Source organism: Flavobacterium cucumis, from assembly GCF_900148835.1.
In the GTDB taxonomy this organism is placed as follows: Bacteria; Bacteroidota; Bacteroidia; order Flavobacteriales; family Flavobacteriaceae; genus Flavobacterium; species Flavobacterium cucumis.
In genome coordinates this window covers 47,841-70,397 of record NZ_FRYK01000001.1, presented here as the reverse complement: position 1 = coordinate 70,397, position 22,557 = coordinate 47,841, and the positions used below count along the sequence as shown (strand labels likewise).

Here is a 22,557-nt window from a genome sequence, read left to right as displayed (position 1 = left end):
AACAATTTCCAGATAAGATTATGCCTAAATTACACAAATTAGTTCGAAATAATTTTTAATATTACCTTTGCAAAAAATCTCACGACTTGAAAGATATTCTCCTTATCACACCACCTTTTACCCAACTAAATACACCTTATCCAGCCACGGCTTATTTAAAAGGTTTTCTGAATACCAAGAACATTTCGGCTTACCAAATGGATTTAGGTATTGAAGTGATTTTAGATATGTTCTCCAAAAAAGGTCTAACCGAGATTTTTTGTCACATCGAGCGAAGTCGAGATGCAGATTCTCCCAACTCCCAACTTCTAACTTCTAACTCCCAAAGAATTTATTCCCTCAAAGACGATTACATCAAAACAATTGATTCCGTAATCGCTTTTCTCCAAGGAAAGAATCCATCCTTGGCGCGACAAATTTGCTCCGGAAATTTTCTTCCAGAAGCTTCTCGTTTTGAGCAATTAGACGATATGGAATTTGCTTTTGGTTCGATGGGAATGCAAGACAAAGCGAAACATTTAGCAACCTTATATTTAGAAGATTTATCTGATTTTATCGTGGAATGTGTAGATGAAAATTTCGGATTTAGTCGCTATGCCGAACGTTTGGGAAGGAGTGCCAATTCTTTTGATGAATTATACGAACATTTACAACAAGATGTAACGTTTATCGATGAAATCACAATCAAAATTCTGAAAGAAAGAATTGAAGAAGTACAACCCAAATTAGTTTGTTTTTCAGTTCCATTTCCAGGTAATCTGTACAGTGCTTTTCGTTGTGCCCAATTTATAAAAGCTAATTTTCCAAAAATAAAAACCGCAATGGGTGGCGGTTTTCCAAATACGGAACTCCGTGAATTAAAAGATCAAAGAGTTTTTGAATTCTTCGATTTTATTACGTTAGATGATGGGGAATTACCTGTTGAATTGCTTTATAATTTTGTTTGTCATTCTGAACTTGCTTCAGAATCTGAATTTAAGAGAACATTTTTATTAGAAAATAACCAAGTCGTTTATAAAAACAATTCCACTCGTCACGATTACAAACAAGCAGAAGTGGGAACCCCAGATTATTCAGATTTATTACTTGATAAATACATTTCGGTTATAGAAGTAGCCAATCCAATGCACAGTTTGTGGAGCGATGGGCGTTGGAATAAACTGACTATGGCGCATGGTTGCTACTGGGGGAAATGTACTTTTTGTGATATTTCGTTAGATTATATTAAACTATACGAACCCATTGCTGCCAAGATTTTGGTGGATCGAATGGAAGAGTTAATGGCTCAAACAGGTGAAAATGGATTCCATTTTGTGGATGAAGCTGCGCCACCAGCTTTAATGCGTGAAGTGGCGTTGGAAATCATCAAACGAAATTTAGTAGTCACTTGGTGGACCAACATCCGTTTTGAAAAAAGTTTTACGGCGGATCTGTGTTTGTTGTTGAAAGAGTCAGGTTGTATTGCGGTTTCAGGCGGGCTAGAAGTAGCTTCAGATCGATTATTAGCCTTAATCAAAAAAGGAGTAACTGTTGCACAAGTAGCACAAGTAACCCGAAATTTCACCGAATCTGGAATAATGGTTCATGCCTATTTGATGTATGGTTATCCAACACAAACTATTCAAGAAACAGTAGATAGTTTGGAAATGGTGCGTCAATTGTTTGAATTAGGTGTTTTACAAAGTGGTTTTTGGCATCAATTTGCCATGACAGCGCATTCCCCTGTTGGCATGTTTCCAGAAGAATTTGGAGTCATTCCGGAACAAAATGAGATTACATTTGCTAATAATGACGTTAATTTTAAAGATAAAACCGGAATCAATCACGATAAGTTTAGTTTTGGATTAAAGAAATCGTTATTCAATTATATGCATGGAATTTGTTTCAATTATGATTTGCAAGATTGGTTTGATTTTAAAATTCCAAAGACTAAAGTTCCCTCAGATTACATTTACAAATGCCTTCAAAGCGAACAAAATTTCACCACAAAGCCCAATGCAAAAATCGTTTGGCTAGGCGGAAAGCCTCAAACAGAAATTTTCATTAAATCTAAAAAAGGAAATTCTTGGGAAATGATGAAACTAACCTTTCATTCTAAAACCCAAACGTTTGATATTTCAGTAAATGCTGATGAAGGAAAATGGCTTGTTGAAGTTTTGGAAAAAAATTCAGTTTCCTCAGATTACAAAATGACTTTTTCACAATTAAAAATGACTTTTGAACAAAAATGGGAAGATTTTGAATTGTTTTGGTATTCAAAACCAATGATGACTTTGAGACAATTTGGTTTAGTAACATTGTAAAACCTATACCATTTTCACAAATTTTATGAGATTTGATATTTACGAAAACGTTTTCTTTTCGTAAGTTTACCTCCACTAAAAAAATCTCATATGAGCACAAATTACAAACTTTTAGTAAACAATTCCGCTTCGTTTGAAGTTACTGAAAATAGTCTTCAAAATTTAAATGCCGTAAAGGTAGAAAAAGCAAAGTTTCACGTACTAAAAGACAACAAACCCCATAAGGTCGAAATTGTTTCGGCTGATTTTCTCTCAAAAAAATATACAGTAAGAGTTAACAACAACACGTATGAAGTGGTAATTTCGGGTGCTATAGACGAATTAATCAAGAGTATGGGAATTGAACGTGGTAGAACCAAAGTGGTGAATGCAATCAAAGCTCCAATGCCAGGTTTAATCTTAGAAATTAACGTTTCGGTTGGACAGGAAGTAAAAGAAAACGACCCATTATTGATTTTAGAAGCCATGAAAATGGAAAACTTGTTTCTTTCGCCAAGAGATGGTATAATCAAGTCGATAGCTGTTGAAAAAGGAAATGCTGTAGATAAAGGACAATTATTAATTGAATTCGAATAAATAGTTTAGGTTCAGGTTTCAAGTTTCGTTATGAAGTAAAGTAAAACCAATCGAAACTTTTACACAATTTTATTTAACCTGAAACCTCAAACTTGAAACAAAAATAAAGATGAAAGAAATTAAAAAAATATTAGTAGCCAATCGTGGAGAAATTGCCATTAGAGTAATGAAAACTGCGAAGAAAATGGGTATCAAAACAGTTGCCGTGTATTCTGCAGCCGATAGAAATGCTTTACATGTAAAATATGCTGATGAAGCAGTTTTGATTGGTGAGGCTGCATCAAGTCAATCGTATTTACGTGGTGATAAAATTATTGAAGTTTGTAAGGAATTAGGTGTCGATGCCGTGCATCCAGGATATGGATTTTTGAGTGAAAATTCAACTTTCGCAGAAGCTTGTGAGAAAAACAATATCATTTTCATCGGACCAAAATCAAAAGCAATTGAAATGATGGGAAGTAAACTAGCGGCAAAAGATGCTGTAAAAGCTTACGGAATTCCGATGGTTCCGGGAACGGAAGATGCTATTACCGATATTGAAGCAGCAAAGAAAATTGCAACTGAAATTGGTTTTCCAATTTTAATTAAAGCTTCAGCCGGTGGTGGTGGAAAAGGAATGCGTGTGGTAGAAAAAGCAGAAGATTTTGTTTCTCAAATGGATAGAGCCATTTCGGAAGCTACGAATGCATTTGGAGATGGTTCCGTTTTTATTGAAAAATATGTGACCAAACCACGTCACATTGAAATTCAGGTAATGGCCGATAGTCACGGAAATATTGTTTATGTTTTCGAAAGGGAGTGTAGTATCCAACGTCGTCACCAAAAAGTAGTAGAGGAAGCGCCATCTGCAATTTTAACTCCGGAGAAACGCAAAGAAATGGGTGAAGCTGCCGTGAAAGTAGCAAAAGCTTGTGATTACTTAGGAGCAGGAACTGTTGAGTTTTTGATGGATGCGGATCATAATTTTTACTTTTTAGAAATGAATACGCGTTTGCAAGTAGAACATCCTGTTTCAGAATTGATTTCAGGATTAGATTTAGTAGAGTTGCAAATTCGTGTGGCACGTGGTGAGGCATTACCAATGAAACAGGAAGACTTACAAATAAAAGGTCATGCCATGGAACTTCGTGTGTATGCTGAAGATCCTATGAATGATTTCTTGCCAAACGTTGGGTTTTTAAGTACTTATAAATTACCAGAAGGAGAAGGAATTCGTGTAGATAATGGAATTGAAGAAGGTATGGATGTTCCAATTTACTATGATCCAATGCTTTCAAAATTGATTACGTACGGAAATACTCGTGAAGAGTCTATCGAATTGATGATTAAAGCGATTGATAATTATTTAGTTGAGGGTGTAGCTACTACTTTACCTTTCGGAAAATTTGTAATGGAGCATGAAGCATTCCGTTCAGGAGATTTTGATACTGGTTTTGTGAAAGCCTACTATGATGCTGAAAAACTAAAATCAAAGTTAGATACAGAAGCCGAAATAGCAGCTATGATTGCATTTCAACAATATATAGAAGATCAAAAAGTATTACGATTACCAAATTAATTGGCACATCGACAAATTGTCTAATTGACTCATTGAAAAAAAATGGAAGATAAAATCAAAATATTAAACGATAAAATCGCTTTAGCCAAGCTAGGTGGGGGCGAAAAACGAATAGCAGCTCTTCATGCTAAAAAACGATTAACAGCAAGAGAACGTGTTGAATATTTATTGGACGAAGGCTCGTTTGAAGAAATCGGAATGTTGGTTACACACCGAACTACTGATTTTGGCATGGAAAAAGAAATTATTTATGGTGATGGAGTAATAACGGGTTATGGAACTATTAACGGAAGATTAGTGTATGTTTTTGCACAAGATTTTACTGTTTTTGGGGGTTCTTTATCGGAAACACACGCTGAAAAAATTTGTAAAGTCATGGATATGGCGGTGAAAAATGGCGCACCTATGATTGGATTAAATGATTCAGGTGGGGCTCGTATTCAAGAAGGTGTACGTTCATTAGGTGGTTATGCTGATATTTTCTACAGAAATGTTCAAGCTTCTGGAGTAATTCCACAAATTTCTGCAATTATGGGGCCTTGTGCTGGTGGAGCCGTTTACTCTCCAGCGATGACCGATTTCACCATGATGGTAGAAAATAATAGTTATATGTTCGTAACTGGACCAAACGTTGTGAAAACTGTAACTAATGAAGAAGTAACTTCGGAGGAATTAGGGGGAGCAGCAACGCACGCTTCAAAATCGGGAGTTTGTCACATTACATCTCCAAATGGGGTAGAATGTTTGGAAGATATTAAAAGATTGTTGAGCTATATTCCACAAAATAATAGGGAAACTACTCCAAAATTACCTTTTGTATTGCAAGATGAGGTGCGTGAGAAATTAGATACACTTGTACCTGATAGTGCGAACAAACCATACGATATGCACGATGTAATCAGTGGAATTATTGATGAAGATTCATTTTTTGAAATTCACAAAGATTTTGCTGAAAATATTATAGTTGGTTTTGCTCGTTTAGGGGGAAGAAGTATTGGAATAGTTGCCAACCAACCCATGGTTTTAGCGGGTTGTTTGGACGTTAATAGTTCGATTAAAGCGGCTCGATTTGTTCGTTTTTGTGATTGTTTCAACATTCCTTTGTTAGTTTTAGAAGATGTACCAGGTTTCTTACCCGGAACTGATCAGGAATGGAATGGAATCATAACGCACGGTGCTAAATTATTATACGCCTTTAGCGAAGCTACTGTGCCTAGAGTTACCGTAATTACTCGTAAAGCATATGGTGGTGCTTATGATGTTATGAATTCAAAACACATTGGTGCTGATATGAATTTCGCTTGGCCAAGTGCCGAAATTGCAGTTATGGGTGCAAAAGGAGCATCCGAAATTATTTTCAAAAAAGAAATTAGTGAAGCGACTGATGCTGCAGCCAAATTAGCAGAAAAAGAAGCCGAATATGCGGAGTTATTTGCAAACCCTTATACAGCAGCGCAACGAGGCTTTATAGACGAGGTTATTTTGCCAAGAGACACGCGTAGAAAATTAATAAAAGCGTTTAGTATGTTAGAAAACAAAGTTGTTGATACACCAAAACGCAAACATGGGAATATTCCATTATGATGAGCTGTTCAAAACAAAAAAGCTCTTCAACAATTGAAGAGCTTTTTTGTTTTGAACTATTTTGAAGTCTACTAATAATACGTATATCTTCTTACTTTAGCAATGTATTTGGCTAAACGAATTACTTGGTGACTGTAGCCATATTCGTTATCATACCAAACATACATTACAATGTTTTTACCGTCTCCTGAGACAATAGTTGCGTTACTGTCAAAAATTGCAGGAGCAGAAGTTCCTACGATATCCGAAGATACTAACTCATTGTTTAAAGAGTATTTAATTTGCTCTACAAGATCACCTTCTAAAGCGTATTTTTTCATAATGTTGTTTACTTCTTCAATAGAAGTGTTTTTTCCAACTTCTAAATTCAATACAACTAATGAACCGTTTGGAACTGGTACACGAATAGCGTTTGAAGTTAGTTTTCCAGCTAATGCAGGTAATGCTTTAGCAACAGCACTTCCAGCACCAGTTTCAGTAATAACCATGTTTAAAGCAGCAGCACGACCTCTACGGTATTTTTTATGCATGTTATCTACTAAGTTTTGGTCATTCGTGTATGCATGAATGGTTTCTAAGTGCCCTTTTACAACACCTAGTGTGTCTTCAACTGCTTTTAAAACAGGAGTAATTGCATTGGTTGTACAAGAAGCTGCTGAGAAAATATTTACTTCGTCTGGATTGTAATCTTCATGATTTACTCCGTAAACAATATTTGGAACTCCTTTTCCAGGTGCTGTCAATAAAACTTTGTCAGCTCCTTTTGAAGTTAGATGACGTTTTAATGCTTCTTCTGTAGTAAAAGCTCCTGTGTTATCGATTACTAATGCATCTTCGATTCCGTAAGCGGTATAATCAATTTCTTCTGGTGTATTGGCTGTAATGATGTGAACCGTTGTTCCGTTAATCAATAAAGCATTGTTTTCTGGGTCAGCAATAACCGAACCAGCAAAATCGCCGTGAACTGAATCATAACGTAATAAAGAGGCTCTTTTTTCTAATAAAACAGCATCACTTTTATCTCGAGTTACAATTGCTCTTAAGCGTAATTGTTGTCCTTTACCAATTTTAGACATCATTTCGCGAGCTAATAAACGACCAATTCTACCAAATCCGTATAGCACAACATCCTTTGGTTTAATTTCTTGATAGTTTTTTGCGTTTTTTAATTTGTCAATTACAAATGCTTTAGCATCATTATATTTGTCATCTTCTAAATGATATTCATAGGTTAATTTTCCGATATCGATTCTTGATGGTGGTAAATCTAGATCTACTATGGCGCTTGCAATTTCAACAGAATCAAAAACATTGATTGGTTTTCCAACAAAAGCACCAGCGTACTCGTGTAAGTTAATGATTTCACTTACATTTTTATCGATTAATTGATTGCGGAATAAAATTAACTCGATAGATTTATCATACCATAGGTCACTGATGATTTTAATAAATTCTACACCCGCTTTTCTACGGTCTGCTTGAAAGGCAATTTCTTTCTCGTACAAAGTTGTATTGTTCATTTCAATAAATATTGTGTGTTTATGAGTGCAAAAGTATAGATTTCAAACGTTTTCGTGAAATTTTTTTTAACAAAAAACCAGACACTTCTGATGCCTGGTTTTAAATGATGGTTATACTTGGTTTTTTTACATGATTATACTATACATCTGACCATTTTTAGAGATGATTTGATATCGTGCTTTTTGATTTTCTTTTTTAGCTAAATAGCTTGAAACACTTTCCATGTCTTTTACGGGTCTACCATCAATACTCAAGACTACTGCACCATCTAAAATGTCACTGTATTCTGAATATTCAGGATTGTTAACTTTTTTAATTTTAATACCTTCTTTTATATTGAACTGTTTTTTATCAGCGGTATCAAGATCTTCAAATTCTATTCCGTTAAATTCATAGTTTAAAATCTCTTTTTTGGTTAACTTAACCGGAAGGGTTCTTTGCTTTCCATCACGTAAAACACTAACTTGAATAACGTCGTTTGGTCGTTTTGTGTTGATGTATGCTGACAATTCTGAAAAACTGGTTATTTTTTTATCATCCAATTGAATGATAATATCCCCTTTATTTAATCCGGCTTTTTCAGCTCCAGAATTTTTAGTAACCTTGTTTATGTAAAATCCTTGCGTTTCTTTAATCCCTAATTCTTTTGCGAAGTTAGAATTCAATTCACCTCCTTCAACGCCTAACACTCCTCGTTGAACGTTACCAAATTGCATTAAATCTTCAATGATTTTTCGGGTAAGATTTGAAGGTACTGCAAATGAATACCCTGTGTAGCTTCCTGTTGGAGATGAAATCATCGTGTTAATTCCAATTAATTCCCCACGAGTGTTTACCAATGCACCACCACTGTTTCCTGGATTTACGGCGGCATCTGTTTGAATGAAGGATTGAATCCCATTGTTGGATAAATTTCTAGCTTTTGCCGAAACAATTCCAGCGGTAACAGTAGAATTCAAGTTGTATGGATTTCCTACAGCTAAAACCCATTCGCCTACTTTAATAGCTTCAGAATCTCCAAAAACTACATAAGGTAATTTTTCATCGGCATCAACTTTTAAAAGGGCAATATCCATTTTTGAGTCGGTTCCAATCAATTTAGCTTTATAGGATTTATTATTATTTAAAGTTACCTCTAATTCAGTTGCGTCTTGTATAACGTGGTTGTTGGTAACGATGTAACCATCTTCTGTAATAATTACCCCAGATCCAGTTCCTATTTGTGTTTGCTCTCTTGGGCCTTGATAACCGTAGAAAAATTCCATTAAAGGATTACTAGGTACTTTTGAAACACTTACATTTTTAACGTGAACCACTGCATGAATAGTGTTTTCTGCTGCAGTTGTAAAATCAATATTTTCTGCTCCCAAATTTACATTCTTACTATAATTAGGTGAAGCAATAGTTAATTTTCCAGCATTATTCGGCTCTAAAAAGAATTTGTAAGCACCTAATGTTACAGCGCCACTTAAGAGCGATATTGCAAATAAACTTCCAAATTTTTTCATTTTTTTTTAAATTTTATTTACTCAAAAATATAACAAAAAATATTCCAAAATAGCACTTTAACGCTCGATTAACATTGTTTAACATCTTATTAATATTCGTACTTTTGTATAAATTAATTACGCAATGCAACTTACATTTTATAAATATCAAGGAACAGGAAACGATTTTGTCATGATTGATAATCGTACTGAATTTTTTCCCAAAAATAATACCAAACTTGTTGAACAATTGTGTGACAGAAGATTTGGAATAGGTGCTGATGGGTTGATACTGTTAGAAAATCATCCGCAATATGATTTTAAAATGGTCTACTACAATTCAGATGGTAACGAAAGTTCGATGTGTGGTAATGGTGGAAGATGTTTAGTGGCTTTTGCCAAACAAATGGGTGTAGTGGAAAACAGAGCCGAGTTTGAAGCAGTGGATGGATATCATTTTGCTACAATCGATGCGCATGGAATCGTTGCACTTCAAATGAAAGATGTTGACGCAGTAAATCAACATGAGAACTATACCTTTTTAAATACGGGTTCGCCACATCATGTGCAAATGGTGAAGGATTTAAAAACACTAGATGTAAAATCAGAAGGTTCAAAAATTCGTTATTCCGATTTGTATGGAAGTGCAGGAAGTAATGTCAATTTTGTACATCAATTAGAAAATGACATTTTTGCAGTTCGCACTTACGAACGCGGTGTTGAAGATGAAACTTTGTCGTGTGGAACAGGCGTAACAGCAGTTGCTATTGCGATGCATCAAACAGGAAAAACAAACAATAACATCATAGATTTAAACGTAGAAGGAGGAAAATTGAAAGTACAGTTCGATGTAGATAACGGAAAGTATTCCAACGTTTTCTTGATTGGACCCGCAACTTTTGTTTTTGAAGGGAAAATTGAAATCAATCAATAATCAATTTTAAATATTTTGACTACACTTAAAGGAAACAACATTTATCTACGCGCACTCGAACCCGAAGATTTAGAGTTTATCTATAAAATAGAAAACAACGAATCGGTTTGGGAAGTTAGCAATACACAAACTCCATATAGCAGATTTTTGATTCGTCAGTATTTGGAAAATGCGCATCAGGATATTTATGAAGCAAAACAATTGCGCTTGGCGATTTGTCTAAATGACACTTTTGAAGCAGTAGGTTTAATCGATTTATTTGATTTTGATCCGAAAAACAATCGAGCAGGAGTTGGGATTGTAATTTCAAGTGAAGCCAATAAAAATTCAGGAATTGGTTCTGAAGCTTTGCAATTGGTAATCAATTATGCATTCAATCAGTTGCAGTTGCATCAGTTATATGCAAATATTGGTTCGAAAAATGAGATTAGTATTTCCCTTTTTACTAAATTTGGCTTTCAAAAAATCGGAGTAAAAAAAGATTGGAATAAAATTAACAATCAATACGAAGATGAGATGTTATATCAATTAATCAATCACATTTAAAAAATTACCCCTTGAACGTAAAAAAACTTATTTCAATAATAGCTGTTGCTGGAATTGTTATCGCAACTGCAGTCGGTATTTATGTTTACTTTAAAGCATTTACATCAAACACTCAGTTTTCACAAGATGAGATTTATGTTTACATTCCAACGAATTCAACTTATGAACAAGTAGTTGAAATTGTAAAACCATTGGTAAAAGATTTTGAAAAATTTGACTTTGTAGCTACATCAAGAAATTATAGTACGAATGTAAAAGCGGGAAAATTTCTTTTCAAAAAAGATATGACCAGTTTTGATATGGTTAGAAGTTTGCGTTTAAATGTACCCGTACAAGTTGCATTTAATAATCAAGAAACATTAGATAAATTACTACAACGTCTTTCTACACAATTAGAGCCAGATACATTGGTGTTAAAAGAGGCCTTTACTAATGAAATCTTTTTAAATGAAAACCAATTGTCCAAGGAAACGGCTTTGACACTTTTTATTCCAAATACCTATGAGTTTTATTGGAATACCTCTGCTACAAAAATTGCTAATAAAATGGCAAAAGAACATCAGAAATTTTGGAATCAACAACGTCTTGAAAAAGCAAGAATATTAAATATGTCTCCAGCTGAGGTATATATACTGGCTTCTATAGTTCACAAAGAAACAGTTAAAGCTGATGAACGTCCAAGAGTAGCAGGAGCCTATTTAAATCGTTTAAATCAAGATATGCCATTGCAAGCTGATCCTACCGTCATTTATGCTATTAAAGCCACTACTGGAGATTTTGATCAAGTTATTAAAAGAGTGGGTGGGAAAAATCTTTTTGTTAACTCACCTTATAATACTTACATTAATAAAGGATTACCTCCTGGACCTATAGCAATGCCTGACATTTCGGCTATTGATGCGGTTTTAAATGCAGAAAAGCACGATTATATTTATTTTTGTGCCGATCCTAGTCGTCCTGGATATCATGCATTCGAAACTACATACGAAGCACATTTAATAAATGCAAAAAAATACGCAGAGTGGGTTAATAAACTCGGAATAAAGTTATAACACATAGTAAATGCTTAGGCTTAAAATATTTTTTTTGTTGCTATTGTTTGCTAATTTAGTTCAAGGACAAGCAAAGCATTTTGAGCCTTTTTTTAAACCTTCTGATACGTTAAATCAATCAAGAAAAAAAGGGGTTTATTTAGCGACATCATCCACTTTAGGAATCACTTTGATAGGTTTGAATCAACTTTGGTATAAAGATTATCCTAAATCCGATTTTCATTTTATTAATGATAATGATCAATGGTTGCAAATGGATAAGTTTGGACATCTCTATTCTAGTTATCATTTAGGTAGAGTTGGAGTAGAAATGTTGCAATGGAGTGGGGTTCCCAAGAAAGAGCAGTTAATCTTTGGTACTACTTTGGGATTAGGCTTTTTAACTGTTATAGAGGTTTTTGATGGTTTTTCACAAGAATGGGGTGCATCTTCAGGCGATATTATAGCAAATGTTTCCGGAACAGCCCTCTATGTCTCTCAAGAATTATTATGGAAAGAACAGCGTATCACACCTAAGTTCTCATTTCGTCAAACTAAATTTGCTTCACAACGTTCAGAAACTCTAGGAGCTTCTTTTAATGAAGAAATTTTAAAGGATTATAATGGTCAGACGTATTGGTTGTCATTTAACATTCATTCGTTTACAAAAGATACCTTTATTCCTAAGTGGTTAAATTTAGCTATTGGCTACGGAGGAGAAGGAATGTTGTATGGAAATGATGCAGAAGCAATTGAAAACGGAATAATTCAAAACCCATATCGACAATTTTACCTAAGTTTTGATATTGACTTAACGAAAATTACTACAAAATCACATTTTTTAAAGACCCTTTTTTCTGTTTTTAACACCATTAAAATTCCAGCACCAACGTTGCAATATGATGATTTTAACGGAGTTAAAGCACACTTTATCTACTTTTAAGAATTATTAACAAGCTGTAAATCAATATTCTAATTTTTTATAGTATCTTTGCATCGCTAATTTCAGATGGGTGACAGACGCTGAGAAATAACAATTCATGATAAAAAAAAGGTCGTATTTTATAGGATTGACACTCCTAGTATTAGTCGTTTCTTCAGGTTTTATAACCTTCAAGAAAGAAAAGTTAGAAGGATTTCATTTGTCGAACTACGAAGGTATTAAATATCATGTTCCAAATGAAAGTGAAAACGAAGAGGTATTACCAATTAAAGTGCCACAAGTTGGTAAATCATTTACAGGTTTTGCTCAAAAAATGGCTTATAAAGAGTCTAGAGGTAAGTTGCATTTAGTGAATCCATACGGGTATATGGGTAAATACCAATTCGGAAGAAGTACACTACGTGCTGTGGGTATTTATGATTTTCAAGAATTTTTACGCAACGCTGAATGGCAAGAGGAGGCTTTTAAAGCCTTAATCGCTAGAAACAAGTGGGAATTGCGTAGAGAAATTCAAAAATATTCAGGCAGAGTTATTAATGGTGTAGAAATTACGGAATCTGGTTTAATTGCGGCAGCGCATTTAGGAGGAGCGGGTTCAGTAAAAAAATATTTAAGAAGTAATGGACGTAATGGTTTCAAAGATGGTTTTGGAACATCATTATCAAGCTACATCAGAAAATTTTCAAATTACGATATTTCTAATATTGCAGCGAATGCAAATGCTAAAGTAGATTTAGAGTAGTTTTAAACTTTATGAATAATAAAAATACAAGGTCGATTTTGTAAATCGGCCTTTTCTTTTTTCCATTGACTAATCGTTTTTGTTTGGATGAATTCTGTGGGTAGTGTAATATCACATGCCACACATAAGAGCGTATTCGGTTGTAAAATCTGTAACAAGTCTTCCATCAGTTTAGTATTGCGATACGGCGTTTCAATAAACAATTGCGATTGATTTTTGTCTTGTGATAAACGTTCGAAATTTTTCAACGCTTGTTTTTTATCGTTTTTGTCGATAGGTAAATAGCCATTAAAAGCAAAACTTTGTCCGTTCATCCCACTTGCCATCAAAGCTAATAAAATAGAACTTGGACCTACTAACGGTACTACTTGAATCCCTTTTTCATGTGCCAATTTTACAATAACAGCACCCGGATCAGCTACGCCTGGACAACCTGATTCACTCATTAATCCAATATTTTTACCTCTCAATAAAGGTTGGATGAATTCATTATGTGCTGCAAAATCGGTGTGTTTATTAAGTACAGAAATCTTTAAATCGGGTTGTTTTTTATCTGGATGAATACTTTTTATGAATTTACGCGCGGTTTTCTCGTTTTCAACAATATAATAATCTATGAAATCAATGGTTCTTTTTATGGTTTGAGGTAAAACATCTTCCGGTGCTACAGAAGTTTCTCCAGGATTGGATAATGTAATAGGAATTAAATAGAGTTTGCCTAAAGTGTTTGTTTTCATGATGTTATTGCTTTAATTTTCTTGCGATTTCCTCACAAGCTTGGTCTAACATGTCAAAAACGTTTTCAAACCCGTCTTGGCCACCATAATAAGGGTCGGGAACATCAACATTTTCATTTGGAAAAATTTCGTTTAGTATGAGCTTGACTTTTAATTTGGCTTCTTCATTTGGAGCTAAAGTCATGATGTCTTTGTAGTTAGAATTATCCATTACAAAAATAGAATCAAAAATCTCAAAATCACTTTGCTTGAATTGTCTTGCTCTTTGATTGGTAATGTCTAAACCTCTATTTTTAGCTGTAGCAGTCGAACGCTTATCGGGTAATTCTCCGGCATGCCAACCTCCTGTTCCTGCTGAATCTACAATAAAATCTTCGGAAAGTTTAGAACGCAAAATACCTTCTGCCAAAGGAGAACGGCAAATATTTCCCAAGCAAACCATTAAAATTTTTGTAGCCATAAATTACAGCGATAACTTCTTGTTGATATCGTCTACGTATTTTCGGAATTGTTTGTCAGTAGTGACCAAGTTGTCAACGGTTTTACAGGCATGGAGAACCGTAGCATGATCTCGATCACCAATTTGTGAACCAATATTTGCTAAAGAAGCTTTTGTGAATTTCTTTGCAAAGAACATTGCTAATTGTCTTGCTTGTACTACGTGACGTTTTCTGGTTTTAGACTGTAATGTTTCAACATCCAATTGGAAATAATCAGAAACAATTTTTTGAATATAATCGATTGAAATTTCACGTTTTACGTTTTTAACGAATTTTTCAACTACTTGTTTTGCTAAATCAATGGTAACCTCACGTTTGTTAAAAGAGGATTGTGCGATCAATGAAATGATAGCACCTTCTAATTCACGAACATTAGATTTGATATTTTTAGCAACGTATTCGATAATTTCTTCTGGCATTTCTACACCATCACGGAACAAAATGTTTTTCAAAATTGAAATACGCGTTTCATAGTCAGGTTGGTGTAATTCTGCTGATAATCCCCATTTAAAACGAGATAGTAAGCGTTGCTCAATATCTTGCATGTCAACAGGTGCCTTGTCAGAAGTTAAAATTACCTGTTTCCCATTTTGGTGTAAATAGTTGAAAATGTGGAAAAACACATCTTGTGTTCCCGATTTTCCTGATAAGAACTGTACGTCATCAATAATCAAAACATCAATTAATTGATAAAAGTGAATGAAGTCGTTACGTGTATTTTTCTTAACAGAATCAATATACTGTTGTGTGAATATTTCTGCCGAAATATACAACACGGTTTTTTCCGGATATTTGTCTTTAATCTCAACTCCAATAGCATGGGCTAAGTGAGTTTTCCCTAGTCCAACACCTCCAAAAATTAATAAAGGGTTGAAAGAAGTTCCGCCGGGTTTGTTAGCTACCGCCATACCTGCACTTCTTGCCAAACGGTTGGAATCTCCTTCAAGGAAATTATCAAAACTATAATTGGCGTTAAGTTGTGATTCGATTTTTAAATTACGAATACCAGGAATGATGAATGGGTTTTTTAATTCTGGATTTTTGTTCACAATAGGGACATCAACTTCCTGAGGTTTTACCGCTGTTCTGTTATAACTTGGAATTTGCTCAGTAAATGGAAGTTTGTTGCCATAAGTGTTCTCCATTTTAATTTTATACAATAACTTTGCGCCCGGGCCTAATTCTTTAGTTAGGGCAACTTTTAATAATTTTACATAGTGTTCTTCTAGCCATTCGTAGAAGAATTTACTAGGTACTTGAATTGACAACGCATTATCGTTTAGCTCAACTGACTGAATAGGTTCAAACCAAGTCTTGTAAGCTTGATCTTGAATATTGTCTTTTATGAAAGACAGACAGTTATTCCATACCGATTGCGCAGTTTTTGTCATAAAATCAATTAATTATTACTAGTTTATTTTAGTTTTGTAGAAGCTACAAAAATCGAACAAAACTGTTTTTTTGTTCTTGTGTTTTGGGTTAGCAAATATGTGAACAAAATTCTGTAAAAAAAATTTTTTTAACCTTGATTTTTAAAAAAAAATATTGTAAGACAGTATAGCAATTTTTTAAGAATAATTTAATAGTAGTTTAATATGAAAGAATATCAATTTCAAGTTCGAGTGCGTTATGCCGAAACCGATCAAATGGGAGTAGTTTATCATGGAAATTATGCACAGTATTTTGAGATGGGACGCGTGGAATGGCTAAGAAATTTAGGGGTTTCTTATAAGTGGATGGAGGATAATGGCGTAATGCTTCCAGTAGTTTCATTAACTATGAATTACAAAAAACCAGCGCGTTATGATGATTTGTTAACTGTTAAGACAATATTAAAAAGTCAGACTTCTGTAAAGATAGAATTTGACTATGAAATCTATAATGAAGCGAATGAGTTATTAACAACAGGTTATTCTATGTTGGTGTTTGTTGACATGAAAACGGGTCGTCCAATTTTGCCACCAGAGTATGTTTCTGAGAAGATTAATTCGTTTCTAGAAGTTTAAATTTCAGTAACTTTTATTTCGTATAAGTTTTCAAAAATGTCCAATAAATTTTGGACATTTTTTTTTCGAGTAGTTATTTCGATTTCGCATTCCATTTCCATTTTTTGAGAAACGATTCGTAGGTTTTTTTCTTTAATGATTCGCATTACTTTATTCATGTGTGCGTATCCAAATGAAATGATAAAATGTTTGTCAATAGTTTTTTCTATAATTTCCGAATTTTCCAATGCCATTTGTGCCGCAATCTTATATGCTGAAATTAAGCCACCAACCCCAAGTTTTACACCTCCAAAATAACGAACCACAACAACCAATATATTTGTGACATCAAAGGACTGAATTTGCCCGTAGATAGGCATCCCGGCACTATTGTTTGGTTCGCCGTCATCATTTGCACGATATTGAATTTTTTCTGTACCAATTTGATAGGCATAACACCAATGACGTGCTGAAAAATGCTCTTTTCTTAAACGGTCTATGATTTCTTTAATTTCTTCTTCTGTAGTTACGGGAAAAGCATAGCCAAAGAACTTACTGTTCTTTTCTTTATACAACACCTCTTCTGAAGGGGTGAGAATGGTTTTGTAGGTGTCTTTTTCTGAGAAATCCATTTAATAGGTAACTAAAAATAAAGCAAATAAAGCTAATCCAATTCCAAATGCGTTACGAAGAGAAATCCGCTCGCTAAAAAAAAGAATGCCTACAAATGTAGAAACTAAAACGATAGAAATATTATGTATAGTAAACAAAGTGGCACTTTGAAAAGCTTTTGCCTCTAACATTTTTACTAAATAATACAAAGAAAAGTAATTGGGTAAGCCTAGTGCAATTCCTCCTAAAATAGACCTTGCCGAAAATTTGATTTTACCACGAATGGTCAGAAAGATAAGGGTTAGAATTCCAACACTAAAAGCACAAAAAAAAGTTATTGATGAAAACAAACCTATTTTTTCCGATGGAACATGAAATGTTTGTAAGTATTTTAAACTAGCATCTATGGTTCCAGCACCAATAAAAACTAAAATTGGATAGAGTAGGTTTGAAGATTGTTGGACTTCTCCTGTTTCTTTTTTGGAAGTGAAATAAACAGCAATCAGGGCTAAAAGAATTCCCGTAATTTTGACGAAGCCAAGCTTTTCATTATATAAGATGACACCTAAAGTAATCGGAATTATTATGGACATTTTCGAAGCTACTGAGGCCACAGAAAGCCCATTTCGTTGTGATGTTAGTGTTGTAGCATAGAAAGTAGCTATAAAAATAAAACCTAAAAGAATACTTCCTTTTAACCAATATTGACTGATAATTTCGGTTGGAACTATAGGGGTGTCAAGAAATAAAAAACCAACTAAAGAAGCTACAAAATAATTTACTACTAAAGCTTGTAAAGCATCTATATTAAATCTAGCAAACAGTTTAATAATAACAAAAAGAGAAGCATTGAATATAATGCTAAGAAGTAAGTAGGCCACAATGGATTAAATTAGTATTTTATCAAATAATTGCGTAACATCTTCAAGCTCTGGTTGAATGTTCCAAACTTGAAAGCCTAATTTTTCTGCAACATCTGTATTTTCTTTTTTGTCGTCTACAAATAAGGTTTTCTTTGGATTCAAATTATGATTGTTTATTAGGTATTTAAAAACATTTTCATCTGGTTTGCGAATTCCGATTTCGTATGAAAAATAAACTTTTTCAAAACAACTATAAAAGTCACGAGCAAAGGTTTGTCCTTCGTTGTGCTCAAATTTTTCAATATGCGTATGATCAGTATTGCTTAAAAGAAATAAGCGGTATTTAGAAGCTATCATTTGCAAAAACTCCAATCGTTTTAATGGGAAATCTCCTAATATAGAATTCCAAGCTGCTCTAATTTCAGTCAATTCAGCATTGGGTAAATACTTTTGGAATCCTAGCATGAATTCGTATTCATCAATTTTTCCAATTTCATACTTTTTATTTAAAACATCTAAATCGTCATGCCAAGCAGTTAACCCCAATTTTCTAAACTCAGAGTCAATAGCTTGTTTGTTCAAGTTAATAAAAACATCGCCAAAATCAAAAATAATTGCTTCAATCATAATTCTTGAAAATTTTAAGTTCATCATTCATTATGTCAAAACTAGCAACCGGATTTCCGGAAATATTTGGGGCTAACGTGCCGTTTTGAAATGTTATGTCTCCTTTGAAAACTCTTGCTTCATCCCATAAATTCACATCTATGAAGGATTGTAGTGTTTTACTTCCTCCTTCAATTATAACGGATTGTATATCGTTTTGGTATAAAATCGAACAAATTGAAGAAATGAGGTGAGTATCAAAGATAGCATTTTCATAGATACAATTTTCAGTTGAAATGAAATTTTCGCTTTCCGTAATAAAAATTGTCTTTTGTAAAGTATCTTTAACGTGATAGTTTTTTGAAATTTTTCCTGATTTGTCTAATACAATTCGAACGGGATTATTTCCTGAAAAATCACGTGCATCTAATTTTGGATTATCGTTTAAAACCGTATTTGTACCCACTAAAATTGCTTGTTCTTCCGTACGCCATTTATGAACCAATTGTCTTGAATATTGATTTGTAATCCAAACAGGTTTCAACTTGTCATGCTGAACGGGTTTCAGGATCTCAGGCGCAATAAATCCATCAGCGGTTTCCGCCCATTTTAAAATAATATAAGGTCTTTTCTTTTGATGAAAAGTAAAAAAGCGTTTGTTGAGTTCGTTACATTCTTCTTCTAAAATTCCAACGGTTACATTTTTGCCGCTTTCAATTAGTTTTTTTATGCCATTTCCAGCCACTTTTGCAAATGGGTCAACGGTTCCAACTACAACATTCGGAATTTCATTCGCAATAATTAAATCACAACAGGGAGGCGTTTTTCCAAAATGACTGCACGGTTCTAAACTCACATATATCGTAGCTTCTTTCAATAACGATTTGTTTTTGACGGAATTCACTGCATTGACTTCTGCATGAGGTTCGCCAGCTTTTTTGTGCCAACCTTCGCCAATAATTTTACCTTCGTGTACAATCACACTTCCCACTAACGGATTAGGATACGTAGTTCCCAAACCATTTTTGGCGAGTTCAATACAGCGTCTCATGTAAAATTCATGTGTCGTCATACTACAAATGTAGTATTTTTGAGATAGAATTAATAATCGATTCTACCAATTTGCGTACTTTTGTGCGACAATAAATAAGCTATGATAATAAGAGAAATCCAACAAAAAGATAATGAGTCGATTGCTAAAGTAATTCGCGATATTTTTCATGAATTAAATGCGCCTAAAGTAGGAACAGCTTATGCAGATCCAATTTTAGATACGTTGTACGAAGTATATCAAGCACCTCGTTCTGTTTATTATGTGGTAGAAAATGAAGGAAAAGTGGTTGGAGGTTGCGGTATTGCACCTCTAGAAAATGGAGATGATTCGGTTTGTGAATTGCAAAAAATGTATTTTGCCCCCGAAATTAGAGGAACCGGTTATGCAGAGAAAATTATCGGAAGATGCTTAGAATTTGCCAAAAATCAAGGTTTTGAAATTTGTTATTTGGAAACTTTATCATTCATGACTACCGCTCAAAAACTTTACAAACGAATAGGTTTTGAAAATATAGATGGTCCAATGGGTAATACAGGACATAATAGTTGCGAAGTTTGGATGACGAAGAAGTTGTAGTATCAAGATTTGAGTATTAAGAATTAAGACCAATTTAGCTCATGCTACTAAAACACTACAAAGGCCATTTTTTCGATTCATTAAAAAACATTCAAGACGAACAAGAAATCGAAAGTTTCTTTTTCATCTTAACGGAATATTTGCATAATTTAAAGCGGGTAGATGTAGCTTTGAATCCGAATTTTGAAATTTCAGATGCAGCAATTGAAAAATGGAATGCTATTTTAGTGGATTTACAACAAGAAAAACCCATTCAGTATATCACAGGTGAAGCTTGGTTTTACGGCTTGCGATTTGAAGTCAATGAAAATACCTTAATTCCTAGGCCAGAAACGGAAGAACTTGTTGATTGGATTTTGAATTCACCCATTACCCAAAACCTAACACCTATCACCATTTTAGACATTGGAACGGGTTCAGGTTGCATTCCTATTTCATTAAAAGCAAATTTACCACAAGCAAATGTTTCAGCGATTGATGTTTCCGAAAAAGCTTTAGAAGTTGCTAAAAGAAACGCCGTATCAAACAAAGTCGAGATCAATTTCATTCAAGCCAATATTTTAGAAGTTGAAGATTTATCTCAACTCCCATCGCCCATTACCCATTACCCATCACCTTACAATATCATCGTCTCCAATCCTCCTTATGTTCGTAATTTGGAAAAAGAAGAAATCAAGAAAAATGTCTTGAACTACGAACCTCATTTGGCTTTGTTCGTAGAAGATACCGATGCGTTACTTTTTTATAGAAAAATAGCACAATTGGCTTTGAAAAACTTGTCGTCAAACGGATTGTTGTTTTTTGAAATCAATCAGTATTTAGGAAAAGAAACGGTTGAATTACTTGAAAATTTAGGGTTCAAAAACATCGAATTGAAAAAAGATATTTACGGTAATGATCGAATGATTAAGTGTTCGATTTAGGTTTGTAACACAACGTTTCTCAAAGTTTTTTCACAAAGTAGCACGAAGATTTATTTTCAAAACCTTGTAAAATTTGTGCCTTCTTTGTATTTCTTGTAGTTAATTTTTATTCATAGCGCAATGCTTCCACAGGATCTAATTTAGAAGCTTTTATGGCAGGATATAGTCCAGAAACAATGGTAACTATAAACGTTGTTATAAATGCGGCAATAATTGCCATCCAAGGAATTGTAAATGAAAATCCGATAGCGGATGCAATTCCAAATCCGATTAAAATTCCTAAAATGATTCCAACAACGCCACCTAATTGACCAATGACTAATGTTTCAGTGAAAAACTGCCACGCAATTGTGCTTCGTTTTGCACCAAGTGATTTTCTAACACCAATTTCACGCGTTCTTTCGGTAACGGAAACCAACATGATGTTCATCAATGCAATAGAAGAACCAAAAACCGTAATAATTCCAATTACCCATGCTGAAATTGCCAATACCGCTGTATTAGAAAGTAAGGTTTGAATCAAATCGTCGCTTCGTTCAATTCCGAAATTATCTTTTTCAACTGGACTCAATTTACGAACTCTTCGCATCGTTATTATTGCATCATCCACCGCTTCATCTAATAAACCTTCGTTCATAACCATAACGTCTAAATCGTAATTGATATTCGGAGCAGAAAATAATGAACGTGCCACTTGTGTTGGAATCAAAACACGTAAATCTTGACTATTTCCAAAGGTAGAACCTTTCTCCTTCAAAACGCCAATCACTTTGAATTTGGCACCACGAATCGAAATGGTTTTATCTAACGGATTAATATTTTCAAATAGTCCTTTTTCAAAGTCCGAACCTAATACACAAACATAATTGTTATTGGATATATCAAAGGAATTAAAATTCCTTCCTTTAACTACTTCTAGTCCTTTGTTAGGACAAAAATTTTCATCTACTCCAATGATAGAAATTTCTGGATCGGTCTTTTTTTCGCCATATTTTACTTCTACAGCCGAACCAGCTGTAAAAGATAAAGAGGTTGTAGTAAATGGAAAATCAAATTTATCTTGAAACGATTTTGCCTCAGGATAACTGATAATAGGATTGACACGTTGCTCCGTATCATTTTGATTGATTTCTGAAGAAAAATCGTATTGGCTAATAGAAAAAGTATTCGCTCCCATAGAAGCAAAATCTTTCAAAATCGTATTCTCTAATGCTGAAACTACCGTTAGAATTCCAACTAAAGCCGTAATTCCAATAGCAATAATCATTACCGTCAACGAAGTACGCAAAGCTTGACCTTTAATAGAATCAAGCGCAATTTTTGTGTTTTCTTTAAATAATCCTACCATGCCTATAAGACTATAGTATGAGTGAAATGTTACACAAATGAAGTAAGAATTTAGAATTTAGAATTTAGAAAGTGAAAATCATGAAATTTTAAATCTCTGAATTGATTTTTAATACTGCTAAATATATT

22 protein-coding genes are annotated in these 22,557 nt (G+C 33.9%); 12 read left to right on the top strand and 10 right to left on the bottom strand.

The annotated features are described in order from the left end of the window. Positions 1-86 precede the first annotated feature (86 nt). The 4 genes from BUE95_RS00315 (at position 87) to BUE95_RS00300 (ending at position 6,021) form a co-directional block, all read left to right on the top strand. The gene (locus BUE95_RS00315; RefSeq protein WP_073580356.1) at positions 87-2,303 is read left to right on the top strand and encodes a B12-binding domain-containing radical SAM protein; all 2,217 of its coding nucleotides are present in this window, start codon (positions 87-89) and stop codon (positions 2,301-2,303) included. A gap of 90 nt (positions 2,304-2,393) precedes the next feature. After that, the gene (locus BUE95_RS00310; RefSeq protein WP_073580354.1) at positions 2,394-2,879 is read left to right on the top strand and encodes a biotin/lipoyl-containing protein; all 486 of its coding nucleotides are present in this window, start codon (positions 2,394-2,396) and stop codon (positions 2,877-2,879) included. Between the two features lie 118 nt (positions 2,880-2,997). Further along, positions 2,998-4,437, top strand: coding sequence for an acetyl-CoA carboxylase biotin carboxylase subunit (locus BUE95_RS00305; protein WP_073582320.1), 1,440 nt, complete (start codon positions 2,998-3,000; stop codon positions 4,435-4,437). A gap of 42 nt (positions 4,438-4,479) precedes the next feature. Beyond that, positions 4,480-6,021 (top strand): acyl-CoA carboxylase subunit beta, encoded by a 1,542-nt coding sequence (locus tag BUE95_RS00300; protein ID WP_073580352.1) that lies wholly within the window; start codon positions 4,480-4,482, stop codon positions 6,019-6,021. A 71-nt stretch (positions 6,022-6,092) separates the two neighbouring features. On the opposite strand, the gene BUE95_RS00295 is transcribed toward BUE95_RS00300, so the two are convergent. Together BUE95_RS00295 and BUE95_RS00290 are read right to left on the bottom strand one after the other, a co-directional pair. Next, a complete protein-coding gene (locus BUE95_RS00295; RefSeq protein WP_073580350.1) occupies positions 6,093-7,541 on the bottom strand; it encodes a glyceraldehyde-3-phosphate dehydrogenase in 1,449 nt (482 codons plus the stop codon). A gap of 126 nt (positions 7,542-7,667) precedes the next feature. Further along, positions 7,668-9,050, bottom strand: coding sequence for a Do family serine endopeptidase (locus BUE95_RS00290; RefSeq protein ID WP_073580348.1), 1,383 nt, complete (start codon positions 9,048-9,050; stop codon positions 7,668-7,670). Positions 9,051-9,174: 124 nt separating this feature from the next. Here BUE95_RS00290 and dapF point away from each other — a divergent pair, with 124 nt between their 5' ends. The 5 genes from dapF to BUE95_RS00265 all read left to right on the top strand — a co-directional run bounded on the left by dapF (position 9,175) and on the right by BUE95_RS00265 (position 13,225). Continuing rightward, positions 9,175-9,963 carry a diaminopimelate epimerase gene (gene dapF, locus BUE95_RS00285; protein ID WP_073580346.1) on the top strand — a complete coding sequence of 263 codons (789 nt, stop codon included), beginning with the start codon at positions 9,175-9,177 and terminating at the stop codon, positions 9,961-9,963. A 15-nt stretch (positions 9,964-9,978) separates the two neighbouring features. Then, positions 9,979-10,509: a GNAT family N-acetyltransferase gene (locus tag BUE95_RS00280; RefSeq protein WP_073580344.1), complete on the top strand. Its 531-nt coding sequence runs from the start codon at positions 9,979-9,981 to the stop codon at positions 10,507-10,509. 11 nt (positions 10,510-10,520) lie between these two features. Then, the gene (gene mltG, locus BUE95_RS00275; RefSeq protein ID WP_073580342.1) at positions 10,521-11,561 is read left to right on the top strand and encodes an endolytic transglycosylase MltG; all 1,041 of its coding nucleotides are present in this window, start codon (positions 10,521-10,523) and stop codon (positions 11,559-11,561) included. Positions 11,562-11,571: 10 nt separating this feature from the next. Beyond that, positions 11,572-12,483 carry a DUF2279 domain-containing protein gene (locus tag BUE95_RS00270; RefSeq protein WP_073580340.1) on the top strand — a complete coding sequence of 304 codons (912 nt, stop codon included), beginning with the start codon at positions 11,572-11,574 and terminating at the stop codon, positions 12,481-12,483. 97 nt (positions 12,484-12,580) lie between these two features. Continuing rightward, on the top strand, positions 12,581-13,225 hold the full coding sequence (locus tag BUE95_RS00265; protein WP_073580338.1) for a peptidoglycan-binding protein LysM: 645 nt from the start codon (positions 12,581-12,583) through the stop codon (positions 13,223-13,225). 2 nt (positions 13,226-13,227) lie between these two features. On the opposite strand, the gene BUE95_RS00260 is transcribed toward BUE95_RS00265, so the two are convergent. Genes BUE95_RS00260 through dnaA form a run of 3 tightly spaced genes read right to left on the bottom strand, consistent with a single transcriptional unit; the run spans position 13,228 to position 15,853 of the window. Continuing rightward, positions 13,228-13,962, bottom strand: coding sequence for an SAM-dependent methyltransferase (locus BUE95_RS00260; protein ID WP_073580336.1), 735 nt, complete (start codon positions 13,960-13,962; stop codon positions 13,228-13,230). A 4-nt stretch (positions 13,963-13,966) separates the two neighbouring features. Further along, positions 13,967-14,422: a low molecular weight protein-tyrosine-phosphatase gene (locus BUE95_RS00255; RefSeq protein ID WP_073580334.1), complete on the bottom strand. Its 456-nt coding sequence runs from the start codon at positions 14,420-14,422 to the stop codon at positions 13,967-13,969. 3 nt (positions 14,423-14,425) lie between these two features. After that, on the bottom strand, positions 14,426-15,853 hold the full coding sequence (gene dnaA / locus BUE95_RS00250) for a chromosomal replication initiator protein DnaA (protein WP_073580332.1): 1,428 nt from the start codon (positions 15,851-15,853) through the stop codon (positions 14,426-14,428). Between the two features lie 204 nt (positions 15,854-16,057). Here dnaA and BUE95_RS00245 point away from each other — a divergent pair, with 204 nt between their 5' ends. After that, complete coding sequence (locus BUE95_RS00245) at positions 16,058-16,468, top strand: acyl-CoA thioesterase (protein WP_073580330.1); 411 nt, start codon at positions 16,058-16,060, stop codon at positions 16,466-16,468. Here the strand turns inward: BUE95_RS00245 and BUE95_RS00240 are convergent. The 4 genes from BUE95_RS00240 to ribD are packed head-to-tail and all read right to left on the bottom strand — an operon-like array spanning position 16,465 to position 19,600. Beyond that, positions 16,465-17,079, bottom strand: coding sequence for an IMPACT family protein (locus BUE95_RS00240; RefSeq protein WP_073580328.1), 615 nt, complete (start codon positions 17,077-17,079; stop codon positions 16,465-16,467). The two genes, BUE95_RS00245 and BUE95_RS00240, sit on opposite strands and share 4 nt — an antisense overlap. Further along, complete coding sequence (locus tag BUE95_RS00235; RefSeq protein WP_073580326.1) at positions 17,080-17,940, bottom strand: DMT family transporter; 861 nt, start codon at positions 17,938-17,940, stop codon at positions 17,080-17,082. Positions 17,941-17,946: 6 nt separating this feature from the next. After that, a complete protein-coding gene (locus BUE95_RS00230) occupies positions 17,947-18,549 on the bottom strand; it encodes an HAD-IA family hydrolase (protein ID WP_073582318.1) in 603 nt (200 codons plus the stop codon). Next, positions 18,542-19,600 (bottom strand): bifunctional diaminohydroxyphosphoribosylaminopyrimidine deaminase/5-amino-6-(5-phosphoribosylamino)uracil reductase RibD, encoded by a 1,059-nt coding sequence (gene ribD / locus BUE95_RS00225; protein WP_073580324.1) that lies wholly within the window; start codon positions 19,598-19,600, stop codon positions 18,542-18,544. The genes BUE95_RS00230 and ribD overlap by 8 nt, the downstream gene beginning before the upstream one ends. An 81-nt stretch (positions 19,601-19,681) precedes the next feature. Between ribD and BUE95_RS00220 the strand changes: the two genes are divergently transcribed. Next, positions 19,682-20,158, top strand: coding sequence for a GNAT family N-acetyltransferase (locus tag BUE95_RS00220; protein WP_073580322.1), 477 nt, complete (start codon positions 19,682-19,684; stop codon positions 20,156-20,158). A 41-nt stretch (positions 20,159-20,199) separates the two neighbouring features. After that, positions 20,200-21,081, top strand: a complete 882-nt coding sequence (prmC, locus tag BUE95_RS00215; RefSeq protein ID WP_073580320.1) for a peptide chain release factor N(5)-glutamine methyltransferase — start codon at positions 20,200-20,202, stop codon at positions 21,079-21,081. 106 nt (positions 21,082-21,187) lie between these two features. On the opposite strand, the gene BUE95_RS00210 is transcribed toward prmC, so the two are convergent. After that, positions 21,188-22,429 carry an ABC transporter permease gene (locus tag BUE95_RS00210; protein ID WP_073580318.1) on the bottom strand — a complete coding sequence of 414 codons (1,242 nt, stop codon included), beginning with the start codon at positions 22,427-22,429 and terminating at the stop codon, positions 21,188-21,190. Positions 22,430-22,557: the final 128 nt, after the last annotated feature.

Excerpts from the sequence above, each read along its gene's own strand:
- BUE95_RS00310 (WP_073580354.1), top strand. The coding sequence starts at position 2,394 with ATGAGCACAAATTACAAACTTTTAGTAAACAATTCCGCTTCGTTTGAA.
- BUE95_RS00300 (WP_073580352.1), top strand. The coding sequence starts at position 4,480 with ATGGAAGATAAAATCAAAATATTAAACGATAAAATCGCTTTAGCCAAG.
- BUE95_RS00295 (WP_073580350.1), bottom strand. The coding sequence starts at position 7,541 with ATGAACAATACAACTTTGTACGAGAAAGAAATTGCCTTTCAAGCAGAC.
- BUE95_RS00290 (WP_073580348.1), bottom strand. The coding sequence starts at position 9,050 with ATGAAAAAATTTGGAAGTTTATTTGCAATATCGCTCTTAAGTGGCGCT.
- dapF (WP_073580346.1), top strand. The coding sequence starts at position 9,175 with ATGCAACTTACATTTTATAAATATCAAGGAACAGGAAACGATTTTGTC.
- BUE95_RS00270 (WP_073580340.1), top strand. The coding sequence starts at position 11,572 with ATGCTTAGGCTTAAAATATTTTTTTTGTTGCTATTGTTTGCTAATTTA.
- BUE95_RS00265 (WP_073580338.1), top strand. The coding sequence starts at position 12,581 with ATGATAAAAAAAAGGTCGTATTTTATAGGATTGACACTCCTAGTATTA.
- BUE95_RS00260 (WP_073580336.1), bottom strand. The coding sequence starts at position 13,962 with ATGAAAACAAACACTTTAGGCAAACTCTATTTAATTCCTATTACATTA.
- BUE95_RS00255 (WP_073580334.1), bottom strand. The coding sequence starts at position 14,422 with ATGGCTACAAAAATTTTAATGGTTTGCTTGGGAAATATTTGCCGTTCT.
- dnaA (WP_073580332.1), bottom strand. The coding sequence starts at position 15,853 with ATGACAAAAACTGCGCAATCGGTATGGAATAACTGTCTGTCTTTCATA.
- BUE95_RS00245 (WP_073580330.1), top strand. The coding sequence starts at position 16,058 with ATGAAAGAATATCAATTTCAAGTTCGAGTGCGTTATGCCGAAACCGAT.
- BUE95_RS00240 (WP_073580328.1), bottom strand. The coding sequence starts at position 17,079 with ATGGATTTCTCAGAAAAAGACACCTACAAAACCATTCTCACCCCTTCA.
- BUE95_RS00230 (WP_073582318.1), bottom strand. The coding sequence starts at position 18,549 with ATGATTGAAGCAATTATTTTTGATTTTGGCGATGTTTTTATTAACTTG.
- ribD (WP_073580324.1), bottom strand. The coding sequence starts at position 19,600 with ATGACGACACATGAATTTTACATGAGACGCTGTATTGAACTCGCCAAA.
- BUE95_RS00220 (WP_073580322.1), top strand. The coding sequence starts at position 19,682 with ATGATAATAAGAGAAATCCAACAAAAAGATAATGAGTCGATTGCTAAA.
- prmC (WP_073580320.1), top strand. The coding sequence starts at position 20,200 with ATGCTACTAAAACACTACAAAGGCCATTTTTTCGATTCATTAAAAAAC.
- BUE95_RS00210 (WP_073580318.1), bottom strand. The coding sequence starts at position 22,429 with ATGGTAGGATTATTTAAAGAAAACACAAAAATTGCGCTTGATTCTATT.